The following is a 26,594-nucleotide window of genomic DNA, read 5'->3' as shown; positions in this document are numbered from 1 at the left end:
CTGGTAATTGGTGATGTGGAGAGAAGTAAAGCTACTTGTCGTACCAATGTAAGCAATCAATGTATTTTTTCAAGGCTTCATCGCCTTTAAACCAATACACGCATGTTGAGTCGCCTCCTTGGTGTATTTTGGTGACAACGCCTTCTGCCAAAATATCAACCGCACCATATTTGAACACCTTCAGATCCCCATCATCCGTTTCAGTCATGGGAATTGTGTTTAACCGCAAAGCACCTGTAACTTTATCTCTAAAAACATACTGATAAAAGTAATTGCCATAGCTTTTAAAATTTGCAGCAACTTTTACCGCAGATTCAAAATTAATTTTCTCAGTACTGTTTATATAGTCAACCTCAAAAGCTTTTCCCATGACTTGGGAGGCACATGGATAGTTGCCATTGCAATATAGAAAAACTGCTTTATTACTAGATTCTTCTGGTTCAAAAGGCTCTTCCTCACTTTCCTTCATAGGAAGCTTGTACCACCACCAAGGAGGGACTTCGTAGTCGTAGAGATTAAAGCTCCAAGTGAAAAAATTACTCTTAACAGTTATCGTGGGACTGAATGACATGAATGCGCCAAAGCCAGCATCTCCCTTTGGTGACATTTTTGAGGATTTCTTTGCGGTATCGATTTCATAAGCACCATCGGCTTTAAATCCAACTAATACTTCACCAATAGATGCACGAACTGTAGTTCTAAGCAACCATGCATTCACATACGCTTCTAATTCGAGACTGGCAGTTGGGCCTACCTCAAAGCCCATTCCTACTTCACCCTTGGTGGAATCACGGAGTTTTGTACCTTCAGCGATCCCTAAATGGTCTTTCGCAACGGTAGACTGCATTTGAAAATCAGATTTAAAACCTCCGTTCGCGTTGTATTTGAGACCAACTTTGCCCGGGGCACTTGTGTCTGTCGGAGAACCCAAATCATATCCTGGTAACGCTAGTACGATATCACCGGCACCATTTACACTAATATCAACAGCGAAAGCGATAGGAATTCCAAGCTGAACGGTTGCAAACAAAGGCACACCCCATTCAGCCGTCTTCATGGTGTAAAACTCAATCTCACAGCCCATTTTCACGCGACCATCGAGTAAAAACTTAACTTGCCCTCCTGATTTAATTTGAGGATTCAAATCAACCTCAAGATTTGGATGCCCACCATTCCAAGCAAAATCCCCGCCAATCGTTAATTTCGCTACACTTTTTAATGAAGTGATAGTGAAGTTAGCCAGATTTCCGGCAGTAACGGTTGCGCGACATTCCATCCCTCCCGAAGTGAGGCTTGAGCCGTCCGTGACGGGATGCATTTTGTATACGTATGATTTAATAGAGGATCGACTCGCACCAATTGCGTTTTGAATAGTGCTAGTTGATGCACTCACTCGACTTCCATCATTAAATATTGCACCTACCAATACCGCTTTGGCCGGATTATCAGCTGTAATTTCATGAGAAACAATATCGGTGACACCGAAATCCCTCAATGGGCTAGATGTCAGCCTCCCACCGAAGTCAATATATTTATTGAATTCTTCTTGCGTGGCGACGTAGTTAATTTCAAGTGCATTGAGGTTGGGCAATATGCCTTCCGAACTATTTCCATTCACGGGCATGCTGCTTATCTTTGAAATGCCGTCATTCATGACAAACAACGTGTCTATTTTTTCAAAATAGATAGCTCTTTTACCAAAGCTATCGGACCCATTGGTATTCAGAGCCCTTAGCTTCGCCAGCGAAGCATCATCAAACAAGATGAATTTCCTAGAGGGACGACCATTCTTCAAATAGTCATCCATAAAGAATTGATCTCCCACATGACCACGATCAAAAGTGGTCGCCGTAGCGGTGTAACAGGACAAAGGGTTGCTTCCGGCTGCCAATCCCTTGCACAACATTGGATGTATATCTGGATCACTCACGATTAATACATCCTCTTGGGGCTCCGCAGACAGCACCATAAACTTGGAGATAGCGTCACCACGCCCATCCAGTGCCGTGATAAAACTGTTGCCCTTCTTTCCTGTCAAGGTGACCATGGCCGCGTTGGTCTTCGGGTGAGTAACTACTGCCGACACGATGGATGGGTCGCTGATGATGAAGCTGCTGGGCACAGCATCAGACAGCGTTCCCTTGGAATCCTCGTGATACGCCACCTGAACTAGAGCATTCTTTCGGGGGTCTACCAGCAAGCTACCGCTGGAGAGTATGTAGGGGTGCGGTGCATCATTGGCCAAGAGCTTGCCATCTTTGAATCGCTGGTGCGTCACTCCGATTGGCAATGGTCTTCCGGAGCCATGCGTACTGTCGCGTTTGGCTTTGATGTGGCCAGATGTACCGATGACAACACGCTTCAGCTCAGGGGGGACACCTTTACCTCGGTCCCCACACGACGCCAAAAGAACCGCAATCCCGATCATCAAGAGTCGAAACCAAAGAGAATCTCTATTTCTTTTCATTAATGCAATTTGCCTTCTAATCTACAACGGGGGCTCTTGAAACATATTTGCATACGAATATTTAAATTATTGCGTATAAGTTATTAATCTCCCAAACTGGGGTTAGGAATATATTACCTAATTTCTACCCAGTTGATGACTCCAGCCCAAGATGCGAAGCACGACTAGTATCCAGAGCCACATGAACTAAAGTAGGCTGAACTTTGACAGGCTTTCGTCGGCTCTTTGCACGGTGACACAAAGCTGGTAACACTACATTCTCGACGAGCCACAGTTTGCTCATTAATTGTATATATCTTCGTTTTGTGGCTTTTGCAAAAGCTCGCCACAGGATTCTTCGCCTTGCAAATTTGATAATCGTTGATGTCTAGATTATGACTGGCCTCGCATTCCTGGGCCAAAACTTGATGCGATACCTGGCAAGATTATTTAACAACGTTATATTGGGAGACACAGGCCATACCAAACGTTTTGTCAGCGGTACCAAATCATTTTTGTACACCGTGCAAGACGCAACAATATTACTACCAAAAATGATTGGGAAAACCACATACAACATTTAATTGATGACATCAAGATTTAATCCTTCAAATTTAGATTATTGCTTGAGGATATTAAAGTCATTTGCTTAACTGCCAATAGTCCCTGCCCAAGTTCTTTGCCACATGAGTGGCTGCATTACTTGTTGCAACGAGGCTTTTATAACCTGCCAAATTGATGCAGTTTCACCATCTTGCAGAGAATATATTACTCCATTGCTTAGCAGTACCAAAAGAACTACAAAAATATATGCCATCGTGGAAAATAGACGCTCTCCCTTGCTAAATCGCGGCCACCAAGATTTCAATCCTTGCAATGGACCAATAAATAGTAGGAAAATCCATACAATCAATCCCATTCCCGCCAGCGCCCAAGCAAGATATCCTGAGCCAAAAGTATGTTTAATTCCAAAAACTAGCTCAGTGAGACCGGCGCTTAAGCCCTGAGATAACGCCAAATACTGACAAGTTGTTGCAACATTAAACCATGCGCGTTTTGACCCATACCAATTTCGATTTCCCGATTTGCATTGCTGACAATACATCAAGCTTGCAATTGAAAATATGGCCAACATCGATCCAACAATAATTGCTACCTCCAAGTATGCGAAAGTCTCTGAAAATGATCGAGTTGTTCGTGATTGAGCGTGTAACTGTAGCGCGAAAGATCCGCCAAAAAAAAGTGTAGCTAGGATGATGCCTGCGATTGTCAAGCGGTTCTGAATAATTGAATCAGGTGGACCATCTGGGCCATCTACGATAGAGATACTCATTGATTTTTCTAGATAAATTTAAAGAAACTTAAGAATCTTAATTTTCACACGTAGATTATTTTTCAAAATACTCATTCATCTTAATAAATTTTTTATATTGAATGGAGCGATAGACTAGTCCGGCACTATCGGTGATTTGATGGCCGTTTCTATATATTTGACAACCTGCTTGAGCTCCTAAAACTGCGAAAGTGGGAGATTTAGGTATGCTTCCAACTCAGCTAAATCTTTTTTTGCGCTTGGCTTATATAATTCAAGGTATAGATAGCTAGTCTCACGTTTAAATAGATTAAGGCTGATAACCACATAAATACCGTACAACAGAAATCCGAACTTCACCCAAGCGCTACTCCCACCTGTTGAGCCGTATCTGACCGTCTGCTAACAGTCTAGGTATTTGAGATGTCAGAAGACCGCTTTCGGTCGACAGCAGCTAAGGGCCATCTGCTGCCTCTCATGTACAACTGCCATCAAGCTGCCAAATTGAGTGTCATGCATTAGGTCTATTCAAGTTGACCGGCGTCGCATGTCGAGTTGGCATCTCATTGGGCCCTCTACCAACCCTGTAAGTAGTTGTCCCTGCAAAACCCCTGCAACCCGCATGAACGCTTGTGATCTGGGGTGATTCCGGATGGTCAGAACTCTCAAATAGATATTCAATGGAGTCTGTTTTCTGGGAGTTTTTGAAAGCAGCGCCATGACCGATGACTTTTTCCGCAACCGCCTGGATCAGATGATCGATTTGCGCCACCCTCTGGCGGTGCTTGCTAACCGCATGCCTTGGCAAGAGATCGAAGCCTCCCTCGTCCAGCGCTGGGCACGCCAGGTCAAGTCTGGCAAGAAGATAGAAGACTTGGACTTGTTTGGTCCGGTCTCGGCCGTTGCCGGTGGCGGCGTCTCCAATGCCGGCCGTCCCCGTCTGCCCACCCGGTTAATGGTTGCCTTGCTGTACCTCAAGCATGCGTTCAATGAGAGCGACGAGGACGTGATCCAGCGCTGGGGTGAGACCCCCACTTGGCAGTACTTTTCTGGCAACGAATACTTTGAACACCAGTGGCCGTGCGACCCGACACAACTGGGGCGCTTTCGTAAAGCTCTGGGCGAAGAAGGCGTGGAAGAACTGCTGGCCCGCACCATGGAAGTGGCGGTCACCCTCAAGCTGATTGCCAAGAAAGAATTGACCCGCATGATCGTGGACTCCACGGTGCAAGAAAAAGCTGTGGCACATCCCACCGACAGCAAGCTGCTGGAGACCGCCCGATCCAAGGTGGTCGAGTTGGCCAAAGCCAATGGCATCGAGCTCAAACAGACCTACGCCAAAGAAGGCCAACTGCTGGGCTACAAGGCTGGGCGCTATGCCCATGCCCGCCAGTTCAAGCGCATGCGCAAAGCCATCAAACGCCAGCGCACCATCGTTGGACGGCTGCAGCGCGAGGTGGCTCGCAAGATGACCACGCTCAGCCAAGCCATACAAGAGACCTTGGGCCAGACCTTGGACAAGGCCAAACGCTTGGTCACGCAGACCGGCAGTCGCAAGGCAGTGGACAACCGCGCCAAGCTCTACAGCTGGCATGCGCCCGAGGTGGAGTGCATCTCAAAAGGCAAGAGCCGCAATCCGTACGAGTTCGGCGTGAAGGTGGGTCTGGCCATGACGCTCAAGGGCAATTTGATCGTGGGAGCCAGGAGCTTTCCCGGTAACCCGTATGACGGGCACACCATGCACGAGCAGATCGAGCAAAGCGCTATCCTGATGCAAGGCTTGGGGGTCAAGCCCGAGGTGGTGTACGCAGACTTGGGCTACCGGGGTGTGGACAAAGACAACCCGGACATTGAGATCAAACACCGGGGCAAGGACAAGCGGTTGACCGATGAAGAGCGCAGACTGCTCAAACGGCGCCAAGCGATCGAGCCGATCATCGGGCACCTCAAAGCGGATCACCGCATGGACCGCTGCCACCTCAAAGGCTCAGCAGGCGATGCACTGCACGCGGTGCTGTGCGCGGCGGGCTACAACATCCGCTGGCTGCTGCGGATGATCGCCCGGAAAGGCCTGGGCCTTTTGTTGTGCCTGCTGCAGGTGAGCGGTTTGACGGGCTTGTTTGAGAAATTGGCCAAAATCATCGGCCTCAACCGACTGCAAGGCTCAGATCGGCGCTGGGGGGTGGCTTGAAGTGAATTTTGCAGGGACGACTAAGTAACCTGTGCTTCTGCACAGAGTTGCTCAAAAATTACCGCGGCCACTTTAGCGATTACGACCTTCGCAGCAGCGCTCTGGTCTGACACCGACCGCGCTGCTTTGGCAGGCTCAGAACTTTTTAAAGGTGTGCAGCTGGGATTTCTGTAAATAGTGCACCCCGAAAAACAGACCGCCCAACGTACCGGCTTTGGACACGTCCCCTGACATACGCACCACAACATGACTGGCAGCTTCTTCTAGCAGGTCGGCATCCTTGGACACCAACAGCGTGGGGAAAACCAAGCCTGCCGCCTTTCCACCCACCAAGTGCAAACTGCCCAGCTCGGCCGTCACCCCCCGTGACTCCAGCTCACCCCGCGCTATGCGCTCCATGGTCTGGCGCAATACCTTGGCACCTGTGACCAACTCCGCCCGCAAGGCAGCCAGAAGCTGGGGGGGTGGCGATTTAAACTCTGCTACGTTGTAGGGCGTAGGCAAGTGGTACATATACCGCCCGGTCCATCCGGATCCTTCCACTTGAAACACCATGGCAATCCGGTACTTGTCGTCCACGCATTCGGTAATGAAGGCAAATGGCTGCAATTGGAAGCCCCCGTCCGTCTCCTTAAAGAAGGGGCTGCCCCGCATTTCTGCAAGTGCAATGTTGTAAGGCGATACTTGCCCGTAACTGGATTCAAAGGACTCAGCCGTGCTGCGGTCAATCGCCGCGCCAATCGCACCGCTCACAAATGGGATCGGCATCAACATCCCGGCAGCACTCTCACCGGGGATCAGTACAAACTGGCTATGCGGTATGGGTGTCGACTTGTCAGGCAAGACTTCGGGCAGTGTGCGCTGCAAGCTCACCCCTTGCTGGGCTGCCAGCTTATTAATAGGGATACTTTTGGGCAACGGTGGTGCGGCGCACCCAGCCAGCAGCAACAGCGAGGCGCCGGCAGCCAAGGCCGCCATTCGGGAGAACAAGGTATGCATTGCCAATCCAGTACTCAGAATTTGGGTTTTGCGTTGGTATCGACCGCACTACAGTCACCCGAGAAGTCGCCGGCACCGCCTACGAGCGTAATTTTTCCGTTGATGCGATCAATCCGCATTTTGGGTTGACTGAGGAAATTGATATGCACCACGCCCGTGATCTCTTTCTCGCCCATATTCAACTCTTCTATGGGGTACCAGCCTTCGGTACCACCACTCATCAAGGCGGGCACCATGGCATCGGGTACACGCATGCGAGCCGTGCCTGTTTTGATTTCTACCGTCCCCGTGCCAGTGTAGGGCCGCCGTGTCTGGGTGGTTACCACACCCGTCTTATTGTGTCCGGGATTGCCCGGTTGAAATTGGTTCACCGTGGTGGTCTGGGTGGCCATGACCGCGCCTTGACCCTGGCAGGACAGCGTAAGGTCATTAGCTAGGGCTGCGATGGGCAGACTTGCAGCCAGAAGAAAAAGTAATGCTTTAGCCATGATGAAGAACTCCAGAGAGTTTTGATTGGACGAATGAAGATGTCATTGAGCGGGGCTTACCAGATGCGCAGCCGCTTCTCCGGCGCGCGCCACATAGCGTCGCCCGGGCGGGTACCGAAAGCCTGGTGGAACGCATCAAGGTGCAGCAGCGGTGCGATGGCGCGCACCGACGCGATAGCGTGGACATCTACAGACACCAGAAACCGCAATCGTTCCGAACGCCCCTTGTAGGCCCACATTTGCGACCAGGCTACAAAGCACCGTTGGTCAGCATTCAGCCCATCGACGTCTTGGGTGGGGTTCTTCGCCAGAAAGCGCTTCAAGGCTGCATGGGCGAGCGTGATGCCACCCAAGTCAGCGGTATTCTCTGTGACGGTCATGGCGCCGTTGTGCATCAGGCCCGGAAGAATTTCGTATTGGTTGTCCCTGCAAAACCCCTGCAACCCGCATGAACGCTTGTGATCTGGGGTGATTCCGGATGGTCAGAACTCTCAAATAGATATTCAATGGAGTCTGTTTTCTGGGAGTTTTTGAAAGCAGCGCCATGACCGATGACTTTTTCCGCAACCGCCTGGATCAGATGATCGATTTGCGCCACCCTCTGGCGGTGCTTGCTAACCGCATGCCTTGGCAAGAGATCGAAGCCTCCCTCGTCCAGCGCTGGGCACGCCAGGTCAAGTCTGGCAAGAAGATAGAAGACTTGGACTTGTTTGGTCCGGTCTCGGCCGTTGCCGGTGGCGGCGTCTCCAATGCCGGCCGTCCCCGTCTGCCCACCCGGTTAATGGTTGCCTTGCTGTACCTCAAGCATGCGTTCAATGAGAGCGACGAGGACGTGATCCAGCGCTGGGGTGAGACCCCCACTTGGCAGTACTTTTCTGGCAACGAATACTTTGAACACCAGTGGCCGTGCGACCCGACACAACTGGGGCGCTTTCGTAAAGCTCTGGGCGAAGAAGGCGTGGAAGAACTGCTGGCCCGCACCATGGAAGTGGCGGTCACCCTCAAGCTGATTGCCAAGAAAGAATTGACCCGCATGATCGTGGACTCCACGGTGCAAGAAAAAGCTGTGGCACATCCCACCGACAGCAAGCTGCTGGAGACCGCCCGATCCAAGGTGGTCGAGTTGGCCAAAGCCAATGGCATCGAGCTCAAACAGACCTACGCCAAAGAAGGCCAACTGCTGGGCTACAAGGCTGGGCGCTATGCCCATGCCCGCCAGTTCAAGCGCATGCGCAAAGCCATCAAACGCCAGCGCACCATCGTTGGACGGCTGCAGCGCGAGGTGGCTCGCAAGATGACCACGCTCAGCCAAGCCATACAAGAGACCTTGGGCCAGACCTTGGACAAGGCCAAACGCTTGGTCACGCAGACCGGCAGTCGCAAGGCAGTGGACAACCGCGCCAAGCTCTACAGCTGGCATGCGCCCGAGGTGGAGTGCATCTCAAAAGGCAAGAGCCGCAATCCGTACGAGTTCGGCGTGAAGGTGGGTCTGGCCATGACGCTCAAGGGCAATTTGATCGTGGGAGCCAGGAGCTTTCCCGGTAACCCGTATGACGGGCACACCATGCACGAGCAGATCGAGCAAAGCGCTATCCTGATGCAAGGCTTGGGGGTCAAGCCCGAGGTGGTGTACGCAGACTTGGGCTACCGGGGTGTGGACAAAGACAACCCGGACATTGAGATCAAACACCGGGGCAAGGACAAGCGGTTGACCGATGAAGAGCGCAGACTGCTCAAACGGCGCCAAGCGATCGAGCCGATCATCGGGCACCTCAAAGCGGATCACCGCATGGACCGCTGCCACCTCAAAGGCTCAGCAGGCGATGCACTGCACGCGGTGCTGTGCGCGGCGGGCTACAACATCCGCTGGCTGCTGCGGATGATCGCCCGGAAAGGCCTGGGCCTTTTGTTGTGCCTGCTGCAGGTGAGCGGTTTGACGGGCTTGTTTGAGAAATTGGCCAAAATCATCGGCCTCAACCGACTGCAAGGCTCAGATCGGCGCTGGGGGGTGGCTTGAAGTGAATTTTGCAGGGACGACGTATTGGCTGTACTGCTCAACCAGCACATCGGTGCGCTGCTTGAACTCTTTATCAGCCTTCGGCGTCCACCAGTTGCGCAGGTTTCCGCGCGGATCGTACTGGCGCCCCAGACTGTCAAAACCATGGGTGATCTCATGGCCGATCACCCCGCCTATGGCGCAGTAATTGGCGGCGACGTCGGCACCGGGCTTGTAGAACGGCGGCTGGAGGATGGCTGCCGTGATGTCGATGGTGTTGGTGGTGAAGTTGTAAGCCGAGTTCACCGCAATCGGGGTCGTCTTGGTCGCTACGGCAAAGCGATTCTTGAGAACGGGTTTGTCAACCCGCGCCATATCGCGCTGAAAAGCAAAGCGGTTGGCACGCTGCACGTTGCCAAAGTGGTCGTCAGGGCGAATGTCTAGCGAGCTGAAATCGACCCAACCACTGGGGTAGCCCACCTGAATGTCGATTTTCCCGAGCTTCTCAAGCGCTGCACGGCGGGTTGCGTCGTCCAGCCACGTGTTGCTGCGAAGGCGGGTGGCAAACTCGTCCTTGATATGCCCGACCATCTCGGTGATTTCGCGCCGGGTGGAGTCAGGAAAATAAGCCTGCACATACAACTGCGACAAAGGGTGGTACAGCTGCGCTCCGATCTGCTGCGTGACCACGCGCTCCTGCTCCGGGGAAGTTTTGAGGCCCCTGCGTGTCCGCGAAAATTCTTCTTCGACTAGCCGGTAGGGCCGCCCCAGCTCCGAAGCGCGGCTGGCCAACAAGAACCAACGAAGCAATTGCTTTACATCGCCGACCGGCAGCTCGGTCAGCATTCTCTGCAGCGCCTTCAAGGCGTTGATATCGACTACCTGCACCTTTTTGGGCGCGGCGATCCCTTGCACTTTCAGGAAGGCTCGGAGGTCGAGCGCCGGGATTAACGCCTGCGCTTGGTCCAGCGTCATCATGTTGTAGGTGTTGGCCGGATCCCGCATCTGCAGAGGCGACATCATGGACCCCGCAACCTTTGCCTCCATGGCCAGAATTTTGGATGCATTGCTTCGGGCTGTATCGACCGGATCACCGATCCCATTCAACATCGACACCACGTACTGGCGATAGGTTTCGCGCAGCTTCTGATGTTCGGGCTTGGAGTACTCATCCTGTTCGAGCAACTGCCCACCGGGTAGCAACACCATGACGGTGGTGTTGCTGTCCTTGGCATCCGGCATGGCGGCGATCATGATCAATGGGGACCCGCCAACCCCATCCTGCAAACGGCCGGCAAGACGGCCGTAGTCAGCCGGAGTTCCGCCCGCTGCTGCGATGCGCTGCAAGTCTGCCTCCAACGGTTTGACTCCAAGGGCGTCCCGACGGGCATCGTCCATGGCCGCCTTGTAAAAATCGCCGACTTGCTGACGCGCTGAGCCCTTGGGCGCGTTGGTTTCGGCAGCGGAAGCCTTGATGAGCGTCAGCAGTTGTTTGTCAAGGTTGCGCGCTAGCAGCGTAAAGCCGCCGACATCAGGGTCGCTGGGGGCAATTTCAGTATTTTTGAGCCAGTTGCCAGCGGCATAGCGGAAAAAGTCCTGACGCGGGTCGACCGTCTTGTCCATGTTCTGGGGCGAATAGCCCAGAGCGGGGACATCGGTGAGAACGCCTCCGGCGTGAACCGTCGAAGTGGCAAGCAATCCGGCCACGAGAAGGCCGGGAAGTGCAGAGGTAGCTTTGCTGAAGATATTGTTCATAGGTTTCAGGGTAGGCAAGATGAAAAAAGGGAGGCTCAAACGCTCAAATTTGTGCGGAAAACCTCGAAATCTCGATGGACCTGATCCGCATACGCGCTTGCGTGACGAGTCAGGGCGGTAACAAAGGCGTCACTCGTGCCCAGGTGTGACTGGCGATTGGTTTGCTTGCGCATTGCCCGCCCGGCGGCCAATTTTTCTGCCAACATCTCAATGTTTTTATGGCTCATCGCCGACCCTTTCTCACTGCATTCGCTGCTTAAACCTTGCCAGCCAAACCTGCGCCCAACACGCCCACGCCAAACAAGATCCAGTCATTGGTGATGTGAGCGCCGGTGGAGACCCAGAGGTTCTTGGTCATGATCCAGGGCAGTGTCAACACCATACGGGCACCGCCGATGACAACTATGCACTGCAGCCAATTCCAGTCATACGTAGGCAGGTGAAGCAGTCCGAACATGACCGAGGTAAGTACCCACACGGCCACGATAGCGGTTTTGCGCCCCCATTGCAGGCTTTGCGTGAGCCAATGAAGAAGAGCCAGGAACGGCAGGATCGTAATGAGTTCCTCGCCGAGCAGTTGCGGCAGCGTTTTGGCAAAAAAAGCGATGAGCTCTAAAGCGTCCAGCGAACCCAACTGCGAAGTGGCTGAATTGGAAGACGTATGGCCGAGCGCCAGCACGATGGCCCCCAGACCCATAGTGATAACGATGTTGAGCAGAGCAAAACCCAGCATCAGCCGCACCTCTCGTAAGCCCACCCGGCCGAAAAGGCAGGTCCAGTGCTCAGGTGCTACTCGCGCTAGAGCCAGAAGCGGGATAGCCGCCAGCCCAATGGCTGGAAGAAAAGGCCAGAAAAGTCCGGCCCCTGACAAGGTGGCGGTCAAGGCCAAAGCCATGAATGCCGCTGCTGTCGCAGCAACTACTAGCCACCACTGGCGGAAGGTGAGGGAACTGGGGGAGTCGCGGTAGAAAGGGAAGTCAGATCCCACATCTTCCCAATGGAAAAAATTCAACATAGGAAAGGTCGCAGTCTTAGTTGAGGCGTTTCACAATGGTATTGCTCAACGACTCAAAGTCATCGCCAGACAAAGCGCCCGCAAGTTTTGTACTGACCAAGCCGTTGATATCTTGGCTTTTGGTAATTTCGGTCAATGCTTGCCAGGGAGCTTTGCTACTTCTGGCGCAACCAGTTACTGCCAGCAACGCGATAACGAGCAATCCCAAGCCAAGAGTGCATGCGTGCTGCATGGAGGCTCTTTTATTCAACGTTGTTGATGAGTCTCAGACACTATGAGTCTTACTCAGATGCACTCAGAGCATCGTTGTCACGGGTCTTTTTCAAAGCAACGAGCTGCTGCCCTGCTGTCACGTCAAGTGCACGAATCACTTCTGTAGTGCTACACCCTACAAGCGGCGTGCAGGCTGCATTGGATAACCGCTTCTTCATATATCCGCTCCCTAGTTGCCGATTTGTCGGTCTGTAGCCGGATTTATAGCTTATTTCTAAAGTAGCCGTTTGACTTGAGGTGAGCGGATCGATCGGAGGACCCTCGCATTACAAACGCAAGGGCTAGACATTTCTTTTAAAAAAAAGAATGTGACACGCCCTAACGTTAAGTACCGTGATGCGGGAAGATGCCGCTCTGCGCCCGCCCAACATCCTGCAAAACTCGCGACAGTACAAATGCCCAACTGGACTGCTTAGAGTGCTCAGTTCTCGAAATTGCTGGTAGTAAATTTATCGATGCCAATGTCTGCTTTAGAGTGATTAGTTCGCAGAGGCTTAGGACTGCTTTGGGTCGCAAGGCGACCACTAACCAGTGGTTGTGACCTTGGTACCGAAGGTACTACGGCAAACTTTTTGCACACCTGAAGCCGATGTAAACAACCGCCGTGGAGGCCGGTTTCGTTTGCAGATGATCGCGATGCATCTGGGCGGCTCCGTACCACCGGGAGCCGCCGCGCGTTGGGCGATCGGTATCTGCCGCCGGAGGCTTACCGTCATCTGTCCACTCCCATGCATTGCCGCCCATGTCCCATAGGCCATTGACGCCTGTTCGCGTGGTTCCGGTCAACACATGGCCACCGCCTCTGGAGGTGACCAAGCCACCAGCATAAGCTGCAAGGGTCTTTGTGCTACCGCAATCTCCCAGGCAGTTGGCGCCTTCAGGGCTGATTCCAGTTGGATACGGGTAGCGCGTGTCTTTCACAAAACCAGCAGTGGGAGTAGCCCGTCGTTCAATGTAAGCCGCCTCCATCCATTCGGCGTCATTGGGAAGCCGCTTACCCGCCCATTGGCAATATGCTTTGGCCTCATTGAACGTGATGTGCACCGCGGGTTCTCTGTCGTTTGCAGGAACACCGTAAGGAGTGCGCCAAGTCCATCCTTTGCGTTGCACCCAACCACCCTCATAGGTGCTGCCGCCTCCTGCCCTTTCGGCAGTGGTGAAGATCCCTGTGGCCTGCACATAGCGCGCAAACTGCGCGATGCTCACTTCCGTGCGGTCAATGGCAAACCCTCTTATCGCCTGCATGTCATCGTTCGCCGCCTTCGCCATTGAGCCGGTAAACATCCAAAGCAGTGTCAGCATCCATAAATTTTTCATAGGGCAATTCTGACGTCAGTCCAATCACCCGTGTTCCCCTCCACCATCGGCAACAAGGAAGGGCTGATATTCTTTCGCACCTCGCCAGACACTGCCGCACGACTTAACGTGCCGGGCCCTCTCAAAATTTGGAGCTTTCAAATATCTATTCCATCGGTTGACTCCGCCCCTCCTTCTACCGATCGTGGCACTATTGAGCAAGAGTTGCTCCGCGTGCAGGCCCTCATGCAACTGGAGCAGAAAGAAGACCTGGCGCAATTCAAGCTCAAAAGCGCAAAGGTCAGCATCCAAGAGCGCCAAAAGCGTGGGCTCACCTGGTACCCCGTCACCATTACCAACGAAGACACCGGCTTTGGGGGCAAAGTGGTGCTGGAGTTGGAGCGCGCGCCTAGCCAGCAGGGCCTGCATTTGTTTCAAGTGGGAAGCAATGCGTCGCTGTTTGCCAATCTCCCGGGCCACTCGAAGGACGACCAGCCCACGCTCCCTGGTGTGATCACCAGCGTGCGGCGTAACAAGCTGTCGCTCACCACCAACAAGGCCGACTTGCCCGACTGGGTGCTTGATGGCTGCAAGCTGGGCATCGACCTCACCTTTGACGAAGTGAGTTACCGCGAGATGGAGCGCGCTTTGGCTGAGGTCACCCGCGCCCGTGGCGATCGGCTGGCCGAGCTACGCGATGTACTGCTGGGCGCGCAGCAACCGCGCTTTCGGGAGCCCAAGACCGACGACCTGCTCTACCCTAGCCCGCTGAACGAGTCGCAGCTGGCGGCGGTGCGCCATGTCGTCGCCGCGCAAGATGTGGCCATCATTCACGGCCCTCCCGGAACCGGCAAAACCACCACGCTGGTGCAAGCCATTCTGGAAACCACCCGGCGAGAGCGGCGGGTGTTGGTGTGCGCCCCCTCGAACACGGCGGTAGACCTGCTCACCGAAAAGCTGGCCGAGCGCGGCGTCAACGTGATCCGCCTGGGCAACCCCAGTCGCGTGTCAGAGCTGCTGTTAAAGCACACCCTCGATGCCCGGGTGATGGCCCATGGCAGCTACAGCAAGATGCGGGCGATGCGCCAAACTGCAGACCAGTACCGCGAAACCGCCAGCGAATACGTTCGCAACTTTGGCTTTGAGCAACGTCAGCAGCGCCGGCTGCTGAAAGAAGAGGCGCGCGCGCTGTATCAAGCGGCTGACGATTTGGAGCGCTTTATGACCGACGACGTGCTCGACTCGGTGCAGGTCATCACCTGCACCCTGGTGGGCGCGGCCAACCGCAGCATCAGGCACCTCACGTTTGAGACTGTTTTCATCGACGAAGCTGCTCAGGCCGTGGAGCCCGGATGCTGGATACCGATTGCCAAGGGCGAGCGGGTGATCCTGGCTGGCGACCACCACCAGTTGCCCCCCACTGTCAAGAGCGAAAAAGCCGCCCGCGAAGGGCTGCGCGAGACCCTGTTTGAGAAGTGCATCAAACGCCACCCGACCACGGCGCGCATGCTCACGGTGCAGTACCGCATGCATGAGCACATCATGGGTTTTAGCTCTGAGCACTTCTACAACGGCCAGTTAGAGGCGCACCCTAGCGTGCGCCACGCCGACCTGAGTGCGTTCGACATGAGTTTCGCGTCCGAACAGCCTGTGGAGTTTCTCGACACGGCCGGTTTTGGCTTTTCTGAAATCACCATTCCCGAAAGTCGCTCCACCGCCAACCCGGAAGAAGCCGACCTATTGCTGAAGCGACTCACCCAATTACTAGCGCTGCACACCCCAGCCGACGATGAGTCAAAACGCCTCTCTATCGGCGTGATTGCGCCCTACCGTGCCCAGATCAACTATTTGAAAGACACCATCGAGGAGAGCGAGGCGCTTAGCGGCTTGTTGCAAAACCGCATATTGAGCGTGGGCACGGTCGATTCGTTTCAGGGCCAGGAGCGCGACATCATTGCTATCTCACTGACGCGCAGCAATAACCACGGAGAAATTGGCTTTCTGGCGGACATTCGCCGCATGAACGTGGGCATGACCCGCTCTCGCCGAAAGCTGTTGCTGGTGGGGGATTCGTCTACGCTGAGTAGCCATCCCTTTTTCAAGGAGCTGCTGACCTACGTGAAGCGCATTGGCGGCTATCGCACCGCGTGGGAAATCGTGGATTAGCTGGGCGCAAGCGCTTGATTTACTTGGCTGAGCGCATGGCTTGCGCCAATTCCGCGTGACCTTGGCGGACCAACTCATCTGCTGCATGGAGCCGGTCGCGGTCTTCCCGGTTTTGGCTCAGTTTGGCTTTGCCCTCCATGCGGGTGATGGTGATCTCTATCCCCACAATCGCTTTGAGCATTCCGTCGATGAACTCGGGGGCGGAGTCCCCCATCTTCCAGGGCTTGGGCTCTGTGGCCTCGTGGGTACGTGTGAGCCGACCCACCACACCGCGTACGAATTTCTCTTGGTCCTGCACCGCCAGCCGCCCGTGAACATGCACCACCTCGTAATTCCAGGTCGGCACTAACCGGTGTGTTTCGTGTTTGCTGGGGTACCAGTTGGGGGAGATGTAGCCCTCATCCGCGCGAAAAATCACCAGTACGTCTGCACCGTCTTTGCATTGCTGCCAGACAGGATTGGCCCGCGCCACATGGGCGGTGAGCACACCGCGCTCGGCGTGGAGTTCAAACGGAATATGGTTCGCATCCAACCCTTCAGGCGTCATAGTGACCAGAACCCCGAGCGGGTGCGCTTGGATGATCTTGTGCATGACGTCAGCGCTTTTGATAGCAAAGTGATCGGGGATGTACATGGTGTGAACTCGACTCTCAGGAATGTGACGTTGGAATTTTCAGGCTAATCTGGTTTGGCATAAACCGCCATTTTTGACGGAATAAACCGGGCAAGGCACTCCCTCAGTTTCTTTCTGAGAATCGAAATTGCTTTCTCCATTCCGTCGGTGCAATTCCAAATTGACGGCGGAAGTGCAATCGCAGTGACTCGACGGACCCGAATCCCGCTCGCTCTGCAACAAACTCCATGGATCCGCCGGTGGACTCCAAAAGCCGCTGGGCATAAGCCAGCCGCTCAGACAGCAACCACGACAAAACACCCATGCCCGTAAGCTGCTTGAACTGCCGGGTAAAGGTTCGCCGGCTCATGAAGGTGCGCTCAGCGAGGGCGTCTACGGTGTGAGCGAGGTGAAGGTTCTCACGAATCCAGTCAAACAAATCAGAGAGGCGGGAATTTGCGGGAGTAATGGGAATGGGTTGCTCGATGAATTGAGCCTGTCCACCCTGCCGGTGCGGAGAAACTACCAAACGCCTGGCCACACTATTGGCCACTTGTGAGCCATGCATTTGACGCAGCAGGTACAGGCAACAGTCGAGCCCCGCTGCCGTGCCGGCAGAGGTGACCACTCCACGATCTTCCACATAGAGCACATCGGCATCCAATTGAACCGCGGGATACCGCGCACCAAAGTCTTTGGCATAGGCCCAATGGGTCGTTACCTTGCGCCCGTCCAGCAAACCCGCTTCAGCCAAGACAAATGCGCCCAAGCAAAGGCCCACAATCTTCGCGCCGCGCTCGTGCGCAACATTCAAGGCTTTGAGCAGTGACTTCGGAGGACTTTCTGCGACATCACGCCAACTGGGCACGATGATGGTCGCGGCATGTTGCAGTGCCGACAGCCCATAACGAACGTCGATATCAAAACCTGCAGACGTGCGCAGCCTGCCTGACTCAGCGGCACAGACTTTGAAGTCGATCGGCGGACAACCCGGGTGACTCTCGCCGAACACCACGCACGGTGTGGCCAAGTGAAAGGGGCTGATCCGATCGAATGCAACGACTGCGATCGAATCGGTAGTAGTTTCAGGTTTCGGCATATTGGCCCAATCTTACTGATCATTGTCAAACGAGCCACTTAGCAACAGCAGCTTCCCTCGACAAAATTCCGGCCAACACAGAAACTTGTTGAGGGCTCCATGAAATATGAAACCACGGTCTACCCGGCGCTACCTTTGGTTGAGCAAATTCTCCAACCGTGGCGAACCCGCATAGGCCCTGATTTCGACGGATACAAAAACCACGTGTATCGCATGCTGCACTGCTGCTTTGCGCTGGCGCCGTGCACTTGCGAAGATCGCGAGAAACTCATCATCGCCGCCTGTCACCATGACATCGGCATTTGGTCTGACCATACCGTCGACTACCTGCCGCCCTCGATCCGGGAAGCAGTTGCATACCTCCATGCCCATCATCTGGGTGAATGGGAGGAGGAGATCACCTTGCTCATTGACCTGCACCACAAGGTGCGCGCAATCAAGGGCGACCTGGCCGAAAAGTATCCACTGCTGGAGGTCTTCAGGCGAGCAGACTTGGCCGACTTTTCTCTCGGGCTGATCTTGGGTGGCGTGCCCAGGCGCTACTTTGCGAACGTAAAACGCCAGTTCCCCAATGCAGGCTTTCACAAGATGCTGATCAAAGCTGCCGGGGGTTGGTTCGCCAAGCATCCGCTGTCACCACCACCCTTCATGAGGTGGTGATTTGCAGAGACCTTTGGAGATGTCTATTGCAACTATCTGAAACTCTTCATCGCGTCCAGGGTGCGATTGCTCCAAGTTTGGATCTAAAGCACCCTAAATACTGGCCAATACGAACACCATGTTCCAAATAGGCCTGTAGCGTAGGTGGAATATGCGCGAGTAGCTACTTTTTTGATAGCATATCAGCCCGCGGTGCCCGGTCAATCGCGGTCGCGATCCCGCGACCAAATGGCGGCGAAGGCCTTCAGCTTGGTCCATGGGCCCACGCGCTCTTCGGACAGCACATCCAGAAAATCTGACAAGCGCTTGGACTTGGCCATGGTGTATACCGTGAGCGCGATGGTGACCACAAACACGATGGCAAACACCAGCACCTTGCGGGACACAGGGGCATCCGCCTCGGCCAACAGGTTCATGCCCAAAAAGCCCGTAGTGATGGTGCCTATCAAACCCAGGATGGTGACCACTGTCAGGCGCACCACGGTGTTGGCCTGGCGGCGCAGGCTGTCAGCCTCCAGGTAATTGTTCATGTCGGCAATGCGCTCTTTGACTTCGGCGTATAGCGGGTCCAGCCCGAGGTGCTGCGCACACTTGGCAAACAATGCGCGGGTCTGGGCTTGCTCCGAGATCTCGTGAAACCAATAGCGGTGGGTAAAGCGCAAAAAGCTGGCAAAGGTGCTGCGGATGCTGCGCTTGAAGGTGCGCACGCTGCCGGGGTCGCTGATGTTGAGGTTGCGCAGCGTCTCAGCCAGCCGGTCTGAAAACATCAAGAGCGCGGCTTTCTGAAAGTGCGCAATCAAAAACAGCAAGAAATGCTGGTGCCGGAACTGCGCCAACACACCCCGATCCCGGCACGAGAAGAACTGGCTCTTGGCATCGCCCACCACGACCAGCGAGTGGCCGGTGCAGAGGTAGCGGGTGTAGGGCGCGGCGCCACCAGCGGTCCAGAACCGGTCGTAGCAATAGCGCTCCTCAAAGTCCTGCAGGTGGTCGTTGGCAAACGGCAGCGCAGCTTCGCCATCCGCACTGCCCGCACCGGTGACCAAGCCGAGCCGCACAAAATCGCTGCGACTCAGCGTCTGCGGGTCGTCTACGGCCAAGTAGCCGAGCAGGGGCATGCGGTAGTACTCGATCTGCCGGTAGCGCAATGGGCCCACCTGGTCCGAGTGGTCGCTCACCAGCGGCTGCAGCAGCCAATCCCAGTGGGCAGCAATGCGGGGCGCGCGGTGGCGGGCCACATGCGACATAAACAGATCGGGCTGGCCCGCATCCGACTGCGCCAGCACCTGGCCCTGTGCACCCAACCACTCCGCCTGGTGAAGGCAATGCTGCGCCTGCCCCTGCGTATCCCAGCCCGAGGGGTAGCCGCGGCCAAAGCGGTAGAGCAACTCTTGCGCATGCGTGAGCGGCAGGTTGTCGCCCGCCACCTCCACATTGAGTAGCACCAGGTCCAGATCCAAAAAGAAATACAGGTCGACGTGCACCACGCTCAGGGTGATGGGCTCCGCCCCGGGCCGTAACACCACCCGGACGGCGCTGACGTCGTGCCTGCGGAACACTCGCATGGGCGAGCCGTGCACCTGTCCGCCACCTTTTGCATGGCCCTCGCCATACAAAAAGCGCTGCACATAAGGCAAGAAGGTCACGAACTCGTTGTAGTGCCGCTCGTGGAAGTTGCAGGCGTCGCCGGTGTACTCGTCCACCACCTCGCGCCACGGACTGGCGTCGCCCATGGCGGACAAGATTTCCCACGGTTTGGCGTGCCTGCCCTCGCCCCCCCGCACCGGCATCAGCCGCAAGGGCCACAACAAAATTTGACCGAAATGGCGAACGCGGTGGGGTGCTTCAGGCGTGTGCATGGCGGTCAGTATCGCACTGGCTACAGCCGTTTGAAACCCCACGAATAGGGTTTGCCACTAGGGCGCCACGGCACCTTGGGTCATGTGTGGCATTGGCAGACAAGTCTTTTGAGGGCGCCACTTTTACGCTCCAACCTACCGCACTTCACCACCCTTTCGAGTGAAGAAGGTACCTGTAGGAGACACAACAACATGAATTCAAACTCAGCACTGGCACGCGTTCCCACTTACTGTGGGGCTTGCCTCATCTCGCTAGCAGCAGGGCATGCAATCGCCCAAGCTCCCGCAGTCAACCAACCGGCCGGACTCAACCTCGGAGTCACAAGCTTTTACGACGGCTTTTCAGGGGGCCCGGGCTGGGCGTGGCAAACCACGCTGCGCCACTCCAATGCCAACAAAATCGCGGGTGCCAACGGCGACGCAAGTCCAGTTTTCAAAGATCCCAGCATCCAGAGCGATGTGGTGATCAACCAACTCTCGTACGCCTCCACGCAAACCTACGGCGGATGGCGCCCCGCCCTGATGCTGATCGCGCCGGTGGTCTCGCTCAAAACCAGCTTTGGGGCGGGCCCCTCGTTGAAGAGCGGCGGCAGCGCTTTGGGTGACATCACCCTCGACGCCTCGCTACAAGGGGAGCCAGTGACCAATGCAGACGGCAAACCGGTGTTCGTGCAGCGTTTCGCGGCTTCCGTCATTCTGCCCACCGGCGAATACAAAAAGGATCTTGATATCAACCAAGGTTCGGGCTACGCATCTTTCAATCCCTACTGGGCTGCGACCCTGTTCCCGGCGCCCCGCTGGGAGCTGAGCTGGCGGGCGCACTACCTGCACAACTTGAAAAACGATTCGCCTGCTGCGAGTCGCCCCCAACAGATCAATGGCCAAACGGTTACCAACACCCAGGCCGGGGACGCTGCATGGGTCAACTTCGCGGCCTCTTATGCCGTCACGCCCGAGGTCAGCCTGGGCATCAACGGTTACTACTTTGAGCAGCTCAGCAATCACCGGGCCAATGGTGTGGAGCTGGCGGATTCACGCGAACGCGTGTTGGGTATCGGCCCCGGGCTGATGTGGCGGATCGACCCCAAAAAAGCGTTGTGGATCAACGCGTACACCGAGAGCATGGCGCGCAACCGCGCGGCCTCCGCCTTGAGCTTGCAAGTCCGCACGGTGTTTGCGTTTTGAGCGCTTGCTACACGCCCACCCGCTCTGACCACAAAAGGCACCCATGACACAACCCGCACTGGCGGCAACGCCGCAAGACCGCACAGATGCCCCTCCCCAACGGGAATGGCAAACACTCACGCTGATGGCGTTTGGATTTGCATTGGTGAATCTGGATCGCTTCATCATGTACCCCTTGCTACCCGTCATGGCCAGCGAGCTGGGATTTGACTACCAAGACCTAGGCCTGATCTCGGGCGCCGTCGCGCTGACCTGGGGGCTCTCTTCCATGGTGTTCGGCAGACTTTCGGACCGGCTCGGCCGGCGCGCTATTCTGGTGATGGCGGTGCTGGCATTTTCTGTGCTGTGCGGGGCCACCGGCCTGGCCATGGGCCTTATCAGCCTGTTGCTGATCCGTGCGGTCATGGGCATTTTTGAAGGCGCCTTTGTACCAGTCAGCATTGCTGCTGTCGTTGAGGCCAGCCCGGCACGGCGCGTGGGCAGAAACACAGGCATCCAGCAGCTGATGGCGCCTTTGATCGGCAGTGCGCTTGCCCCGGTGTTGGCCATACAACTGTTGCAAGGCTTGCCCTCATGGCGCTGGGTGTTTGCCGTAACCGCATTGCCGGGTTTGGTGTGTGCGTGGCTGATTTACCGGTATTACAACGATGCGGCAAGAATCCGGCCCAACAGCCCGCCCCCGGCACCGGTTTCCATCCACACGGTGTTGCGCTTCCCCAATGTGGCTTTGTCCAGTGCAGGCTTTTGCTTCTGGTTGGCACCGGTGGTGGTCTTTAGTGCGCTGATGCCCAGCTACCTGACCGACTTTTTGCACCTAGAACTCCAGCACATGGGCCTGGTCATATCGATGATCGGCTTGGGTGGCGCGGCGGGCATGCTGGTACTCCCTACCCTTTCTGACCGCTTGGGCCGCAAAACCATGATGGTGATGTGTCTGGCCGCCTCCATGGTGCCTACCTGGCTTTTCATGCGCACAGGGGCTGAACCCCTGCAGCTCGCAGTATTGATGTTCGCAGCCACCTTCTTCTTCTCAGGAAGCTTGGCGATGGTGCATTCCATCACCGCAGACAACGTACCTGCGCCACACATCTCCACCGCCACGGGCTTCATCGTCGGCATTGGCGAAATTGTGGGTGGTGCATTGGCACCGGCCATCGCCGGCGGTCTGGCCAAAGCGTTCGGTATCCCCGTCATCCTTCCATTCACCCTCGGCTGCCTGGCACTTGGTTTGATCTTTGCCCTGTTGCTGCGCAGCCCCATTCAAAGCCTGAAATGACCCTTACCTCTCTATTCATTGATAACGAAAACGTTACCGCGCAAGACCAACGCACCTTTGAACGACGGAACCCCGTCTCCGGGCAACTTGCCTCCACCGGCGTGTGCGCTTCGCCAAAGGACGCTGTGCGCGCTGTGGAGGCCGCGAGCCGTGCCTTTGGCGCATGGTCGGCGACAGGGCCAGGCGAGCGCCGGGCACTCCTGAACAAAGCGGCGGATGCGCTGGAAGCTTTGCGCCCTGCGCTCGTCAAGGCGATGAAAGATGAAACTGGCGCCAGCACACTGTGGTGCCAGTTCAATGTCTCCACAGCAGTCGGCATCGTGCGGGAAGCCGCCGCCATCACGACCCAGATTTCCGGACAGGTCATTCCGTCAGACCTGCCGGGGAACATTTCTATGGCCATGCGCCAACCAGCGGGGGTGGTGCTGGGCATTGCACCGTGGAACGCACCGGGGATTTTGGGTGTGCGCGCGATTGCAACCCCATTGGCGTGCGGCAATACCGTCATCCTGAAGGGCTCCGAGATTTGTCCAGCCAGCCACCGCCTGCTCGTCGACGCATTCCACCATGCCGGTTTTGCGCCCGGGGTAGTGAACTTCATCATCCACGCCCCAGAAGATGCAGGCACCGTGGTGTCGGCGATGATTGCGCACAAGGCGGTACGTCGGGTCAACTTCACCGGATCCACCAAGGTGGGAAAAATCATCGGTTTGAAGTGTGCCGAACACCTGAAACCCGCACTGTTGGAATTGGGTGGCAAAGCGCCCTTTGTGGTGCTCGACGACGCGGACCTCGATCAAGCGGCGGAGGCGGCCGCTTTCGGCGCATTCATGCACTCCGGCCAGATCTGCATGTCCACAGAGCGGTTCGTAGTGGACGCCTCGGTGGCCGATGCGTTTTGCGAGCGCCTGACCGCCAAAGCCACCGCGTTGCGCCCAGACACGACGAGCTCTGCCATTGCATCTGTGGTGGATATGTCCACCGTGCTCCGGTGCAATGCCTTGATTGATGATGCGCTGGCAAAGGGCGCCACGCTGCTATGTGGTGGTCGAGCGAACTCCACCTTGATGCAGCCGACCTTGCTGGACCATGTAACGCCTGAGATGCGGATTTACCAGGAGGAGTCGTTTGGCCCGGTCAAAGGCATTGTCCGGGTACAGGGCGAAGACGAAGCCGTTCGCTGTGCCAACGACAACGAGTATGGCTTGTCTGCTGCGGTTTTCGGACGGGATGCGGCCCGCGCCTTGCGCGTCGCGCGTCGCGCAGCGCATTGAATCCGGCATTTGCCACGTCAACGGACCCACTTTGCATGACGAACCGCAGATGCATTTCGGAGGGGTGAAGAACAGCGGCATCGGCCACTTCGGCGGCCAGTCGGGGATAGACGCCTTTACCGAGCTGCGCTGGGTCACGCTACAGACCACACCACGCCACTATCCGTTTTGACACTTTCTCTCTGAAGAACGAATCCGATTTACCAACTTATTTGTACAAAAAAACAAGCCATGTGGTCTACCCCCAACCCGTTTTTAAATGGCCCCTTTGAGCCCTTACGCAATGCCTATGTAGTCTCCGATCTGCATGTGGAAGGCCACATTCCACCGGAGCTCAGCGGATCGCTTTACCGCACTGGCTCGAACCAGCATTTCCGCCCTGTGGATGTAGACCATTTCCATTGGTTCGATGGAGATGGCATGGTGCATGCCTTCCACCTGAAGGATGGCCGGGCCAGCTACTGCAACCGCCTGGTCGAAACCGATGGCCTGAAGGTCGAGCGCGCAGCAGGACGCGCACTCTACAACGGCATCAGCGGACACTCGGACAAACCCCAAGAGGCGTTGCCGGAGGGCGCGCCGCGCATCAAGTCAGTGGCAGGAATCAATGTGATCTCGCTGGGCGGCAAGGTTCTTACCATGCATGAGATTGACCCCTACTACTGGGATCTGGATCCGCGCACCCTAGAGACCCGCGGCAAGTTTGATTTCGGTGGCTCCTTTGAAACCATGCTGACCGCCCACCCCCATACCGATCATCACACAGGCGAGATGTTGTTCTATGCCCATGACAACGAAGCCCAAACACTGGATTGCTTCGCCACTGATATGGCAGGGCAGGTCCTGTCCCGCCATCGGGTGGCCTTACCTTTCAAGCCGTGGATTCATGACTTTGCGTTCACAGAGAACTTTTACGTTTTTATGTTCGGTCCAATACGGACTCAGCCCTATGCCGAGCATCTGATACCGATGGGCCGAAGTGCACTGAGCTTTGAGTCCGGAGCACATACCCGCTTTTTGCTGGTGCATAGGGAAACCGGCGTGAGCCGCTGGCTGGAGAGTGACCTGTTCATCACTCTGGGGCACTACCTGAACGCGCATGAGGTGGAGGGCCAAATTGTGATCGATGCATCTGTCACCCGGACGTTGGACCCCGCCTTCGCAGGCCGGGTTGAAGACTTCTACCCCTTCCCCCTTGTAGACGCGCCCTCGCCTTTCTCAGGCCCGGAGTTACATCGCATGGTGCTGGACATTGTGACCGGCTCAGTCAGCACCACGCGGATCGGCGAATTCAACGCAGAGTTTGTCCGACCCAACGAAAAGGTCATGGGTCGCCCCCATCGCTATGGCTACATGACAGGCATTCATCAACCCGGCTCCCAGACCCGCGGGTTCAACTGCATCATCAAGCACGACTACCTGACCGGGGTCAGCCACTTCCAACATTTGAGCGGCGGTTACGACATGACCCCGGGCGAGGTCATCTTCGTGGCCAAACAGGGCGCAAAGGCTGAAGATGAGGGCTGGGTGATGGTGGTCTGGTGGGATCCGGTGCGCAACGCGAGCGAGCTGGTCATCCACGATGCGCAGGACTTTGAGGGCGCGCCTATCGCCCGAATCCGGCTGGACCACCACATTCCATTGGGTTTCCACGGGAACTGGATTCCCGGCTGAGCCTCACGGTTGGGATCGATAGAGCTTGGGCGACACGCCCACGCTCTTTTTAAACATCCGGCTGAAATGGGAGGAGCTGGAAAAGCCCCATGCCAAGGCAATCTCGGTGATGGACAGGCTGTCGTTGCCGGGGTTGCGCAAAGCACTTGCGCACTCCGCTATCCGTCGATGCCAGATGAAATCCATGGCCGACCCTACTGGCTCTTCTGAAAAGGCGCGATAGATGCTGCGCACGGAGCAAGCGCATCCCTGTGCAATCGTGCCGGGCGAGAGCTCGGGGTCCGCCAAATGGTTTTCGATAAACGCTTTGATACGCAGCAGATGTGCCCCTTGGTGCTGTTCGCGTGCAAGGTCATCTTTGAACTCTTGCAGCGCATTCCACGCCATGCCGGAGATGGCATCCAGCAGCGTGATGGTCGCGTGTGAAGGGACACGATCAAATTGCCGATAAGCTTCGCCGAGTATGGTCTGGACCAATCGCGAGGTGCCACTGCGACCATCGCAGCGCCTTGCACTGCCCCGGGCAATCAAGTCAACCAACGTTGCATCGTCCGGTCTGGGGAGCGTGAGCACAAGCTGGTCACAACCCGAGGGGTTGTGGAGCGCGAAGGGCCGTCCGGTATCCAGTAGACACCAGTCCCCCGGTTCGAGTTGTCCGGTTCTCCCGTTTTGCTCAAAAAACGAGACTGCCTTCTGCTGCATTACCAGCATCAAGGGACCGGCCTGAACCTCGCCGCGCCGCACTACTGGCCTGACAAAACGGTGGGGGGCAGCCACAAGACGGCACAAATGGGCACCACCCATGGCGCCGTACTCAAGTGTCCCAGTGAAAGGTGAGCCGCCCTCCGGCTCCCAGTGGCCGGGGTCGTGATCCAATTCTTCACCCAAGTTTTGCCCCAGGTGTTTGCTGACCAAATGGCGCCATTGGGGCAGCCGTTCGGCCGGGTTCAAGGTGTTAACGGAGATATAGGCACGGCTGGGCATGTCTGAGCCTTTCCAAGTAAACCGGGGCGTCTT

Annotated in this window: 21 protein-coding genes and 1 pseudogene; 8 read left to right on the top strand and 14 right to left on the bottom strand. The window is 55.9% G+C overall.

Annotation, left to right across the window (positions count from 1 at the left end; all coding sequences use genetic code 11):
* Window positions 1-31: 31 nt before the first annotated feature.
* Window positions 32-2,431 carry a hypothetical protein gene (locus RAE21_RS03765; RefSeq protein ID WP_313880214.1) on the bottom strand — a complete coding sequence of 800 codons (2,400 nt, stop codon included), beginning with the start codon at window positions 2,429-2,431 and terminating at the stop codon, window positions 32-34.
* Between the two features lie 664 nt (window positions 2,432-3,095).
* A complete protein-coding gene (locus RAE21_RS03760; protein ID WP_313880213.1) occupies window positions 3,096-3,779 on the bottom strand; it encodes a hypothetical protein in 684 nt (227 codons plus the stop codon).
* Window positions 3,780-4,476: 697 nt separating this feature from the next.
* Between RAE21_RS03760 and RAE21_RS03755 the strand changes: the two genes are divergently transcribed.
* On the top strand, window positions 4,477-5,949 hold the full coding sequence (locus RAE21_RS03755) for an IS5 family transposase (RefSeq protein WP_313880209.1): 1,473 nt from the start codon (window positions 4,477-4,479) through the stop codon (window positions 5,947-5,949).
* Between the two features lie 135 nt (window positions 5,950-6,084).
* Here the strand turns inward: RAE21_RS03755 and RAE21_RS03750 are convergent, their stop codons facing one another.
* Genes RAE21_RS03750 through RAE21_RS03740 form a run of 3 tightly spaced genes read right to left on the bottom strand, consistent with a single transcriptional unit; the run spans window position 6,085 to window position 7,831 of the window.
* The gene (locus RAE21_RS03750) at window positions 6,085-6,948 is read right to left on the bottom strand and encodes a hypothetical protein (protein WP_313880212.1); all 864 of its coding nucleotides are present in this window, start codon (window positions 6,946-6,948) and stop codon (window positions 6,085-6,087) included.
* 14 nt (window positions 6,949-6,962) lie between these two features.
* Entirely contained in the window at window positions 6,963-7,436 is a 474-nt protein-coding gene (locus RAE21_RS03745; protein ID WP_313880211.1) for a hypothetical protein, read from the bottom strand.
* A 56-nt stretch (window positions 7,437-7,492) separates the two neighbouring features.
* Window positions 7,493-7,831 (bottom strand): M13-type metalloendopeptidase, encoded by a 339-nt coding sequence (locus RAE21_RS03740; RefSeq protein ID WP_313880210.1) that lies wholly within the window; start codon window positions 7,829-7,831, stop codon window positions 7,493-7,495.
* Window positions 7,832-7,980: 149 nt separating this feature from the next.
* Between RAE21_RS03740 and RAE21_RS03735 the strand changes: the two genes are divergently transcribed.
* Window positions 7,981-9,453, top strand: coding sequence for an IS5 family transposase (locus tag RAE21_RS03735; protein ID WP_313880209.1), 1,473 nt, complete (start codon window positions 7,981-7,983; stop codon window positions 9,451-9,453).
* Here the strand turns inward: RAE21_RS03735 and RAE21_RS03730 are convergent.
* From RAE21_RS03730 to RAE21_RS03710, 5 genes are all read right to left on the bottom strand, one after another.
* Complete coding sequence (locus RAE21_RS03730) at window positions 9,427-11,187, bottom strand: M13-type metalloendopeptidase (RefSeq protein ID WP_313880208.1); 1,761 nt, start codon at window positions 11,185-11,187, stop codon at window positions 9,427-9,429. The two genes, RAE21_RS03735 and RAE21_RS03730, sit on opposite strands and share 27 nt — an antisense overlap.
* A 35-nt stretch (window positions 11,188-11,222) precedes the next feature.
* Window positions 11,223-11,414 (bottom strand): DUF2252 family protein, encoded by a 192-nt coding sequence (locus tag RAE21_RS03725; protein WP_313880207.1) that lies wholly within the window; start codon window positions 11,412-11,414, stop codon window positions 11,223-11,225.
* A gap of 29 nt (window positions 11,415-11,443) precedes the next feature.
* On the bottom strand, window positions 11,444-12,202 hold the full coding sequence (locus RAE21_RS03720; RefSeq protein ID WP_313880206.1) for a CPBP family glutamic-type intramembrane protease: 759 nt from the start codon (window positions 12,200-12,202) through the stop codon (window positions 11,444-11,446).
* A 16-nt stretch (window positions 12,203-12,218) separates the two neighbouring features.
* Complete coding sequence (locus RAE21_RS03715; protein ID WP_313880205.1) at window positions 12,219-12,434, bottom strand: hypothetical protein; 216 nt, start codon at window positions 12,432-12,434, stop codon at window positions 12,219-12,221.
* A 599-nt stretch (window positions 12,435-13,033) separates the two neighbouring features.
* Entirely contained in the window at window positions 13,034-13,792 is a 759-nt protein-coding gene (locus RAE21_RS03710) for a formylglycine-generating enzyme family protein (RefSeq protein WP_313880204.1), read from the bottom strand.
* 30 nt (window positions 13,793-13,822) lie between these two features.
* Here RAE21_RS03710 and RAE21_RS03705 point away from each other — a divergent pair, with 30 nt between their 5' ends.
* A complete protein-coding gene (locus RAE21_RS03705; protein WP_313880203.1) occupies window positions 13,823-15,937 on the top strand; it encodes an AAA domain-containing protein in 2,115 nt (704 codons plus the stop codon).
* Between the two features lie 19 nt (window positions 15,938-15,956).
* Here RAE21_RS03705 and RAE21_RS03700 read toward each other — a convergent pair whose 3' ends face one another.
* Window positions 15,957-16,571 carry an FMN-binding negative transcriptional regulator gene (locus RAE21_RS03700; RefSeq protein WP_313880202.1) on the bottom strand — a complete coding sequence of 205 codons (615 nt, stop codon included), beginning with the start codon at window positions 16,569-16,571 and terminating at the stop codon, window positions 15,957-15,959.
* Between the two features lie 103 nt (window positions 16,572-16,674).
* Window positions 16,675-17,649 carry a helix-turn-helix domain-containing protein gene (locus RAE21_RS03695; RefSeq protein ID WP_313880201.1) on the bottom strand — a complete coding sequence of 325 codons (975 nt, stop codon included), beginning with the start codon at window positions 17,647-17,649 and terminating at the stop codon, window positions 16,675-16,677.
* A 99-nt stretch (window positions 17,650-17,748) separates the two neighbouring features.
* On the opposite strand from RAE21_RS03695, the gene RAE21_RS03690 reads away from it, so the two are divergent.
* Window positions 17,749-18,309, top strand: a complete 561-nt coding sequence (locus tag RAE21_RS03690) for a hypothetical protein (RefSeq protein WP_313880200.1) — start codon at window positions 17,749-17,751, stop codon at window positions 18,307-18,309.
* A gap of 200 nt (window positions 18,310-18,509) precedes the next feature.
* Here the strand turns inward: RAE21_RS03690 and RAE21_RS03685 are convergent, their stop codons facing one another.
* A complete protein-coding gene (locus RAE21_RS03685) occupies window positions 18,510-20,168 on the bottom strand; it encodes a magnesium transporter CorA family protein (protein WP_313880199.1) in 1,659 nt (552 codons plus the stop codon).
* A gap of 192 nt (window positions 20,169-20,360) precedes the next feature.
* On the opposite strand from RAE21_RS03685, the gene RAE21_RS03680 reads away from it, so the two are divergent.
* The 4 genes and pseudogenes from RAE21_RS03680 (at window position 20,361) to RAE21_RS03665 (ending at window position 25,577) form a co-directional block, all read left to right on the top strand.
* A complete protein-coding gene (locus RAE21_RS03680; protein WP_313880198.1) occupies window positions 20,361-21,353 on the top strand; it encodes a SphA family protein in 993 nt (330 codons plus the stop codon).
* Window positions 21,354-21,396: 43 nt separating this feature from the next.
* Complete coding sequence (locus RAE21_RS03675; RefSeq protein WP_313880197.1) at window positions 21,397-22,629, top strand: MFS transporter; 1,233 nt, start codon at window positions 21,397-21,399, stop codon at window positions 22,627-22,629.
* Window positions 22,626-24,075, top strand: a pseudogene (locus RAE21_RS03670) (aldehyde dehydrogenase). The gene RAE21_RS03675 and the pseudogene RAE21_RS03670 overlap by 4 nt, the downstream one beginning before the upstream one ends.
* A 59-nt stretch (window positions 24,076-24,134) precedes the next feature.
* Complete coding sequence (locus tag RAE21_RS03665; RefSeq protein WP_313880196.1) at window positions 24,135-25,577, top strand: carotenoid oxygenase family protein; 1,443 nt, start codon at window positions 24,135-24,137, stop codon at window positions 25,575-25,577.
* Window positions 25,578-25,580: 3 nt separating this feature from the next.
* Here the strand turns inward: RAE21_RS03665 and RAE21_RS03660 are convergent, their stop codons facing one another.
* Entirely contained in the window at window positions 25,581-26,561 is a 981-nt protein-coding gene (locus RAE21_RS03660) for a helix-turn-helix domain-containing protein (protein ID WP_313880195.1), read from the bottom strand.
* Window positions 26,562-26,594 lie beyond the last annotated feature (33 nt).

This window comes from Rhodoferax potami (assembly GCF_032193765.1).
Classification (GTDB): domain Bacteria; phylum Pseudomonadota; class Gammaproteobacteria; order Burkholderiales; family Burkholderiaceae_C; genus Allorhodoferax; species Allorhodoferax potami.
Note: the sequence above shows the minus strand (reverse complement) of the source record. Positions and strands in the feature narration are given on the sequence as shown.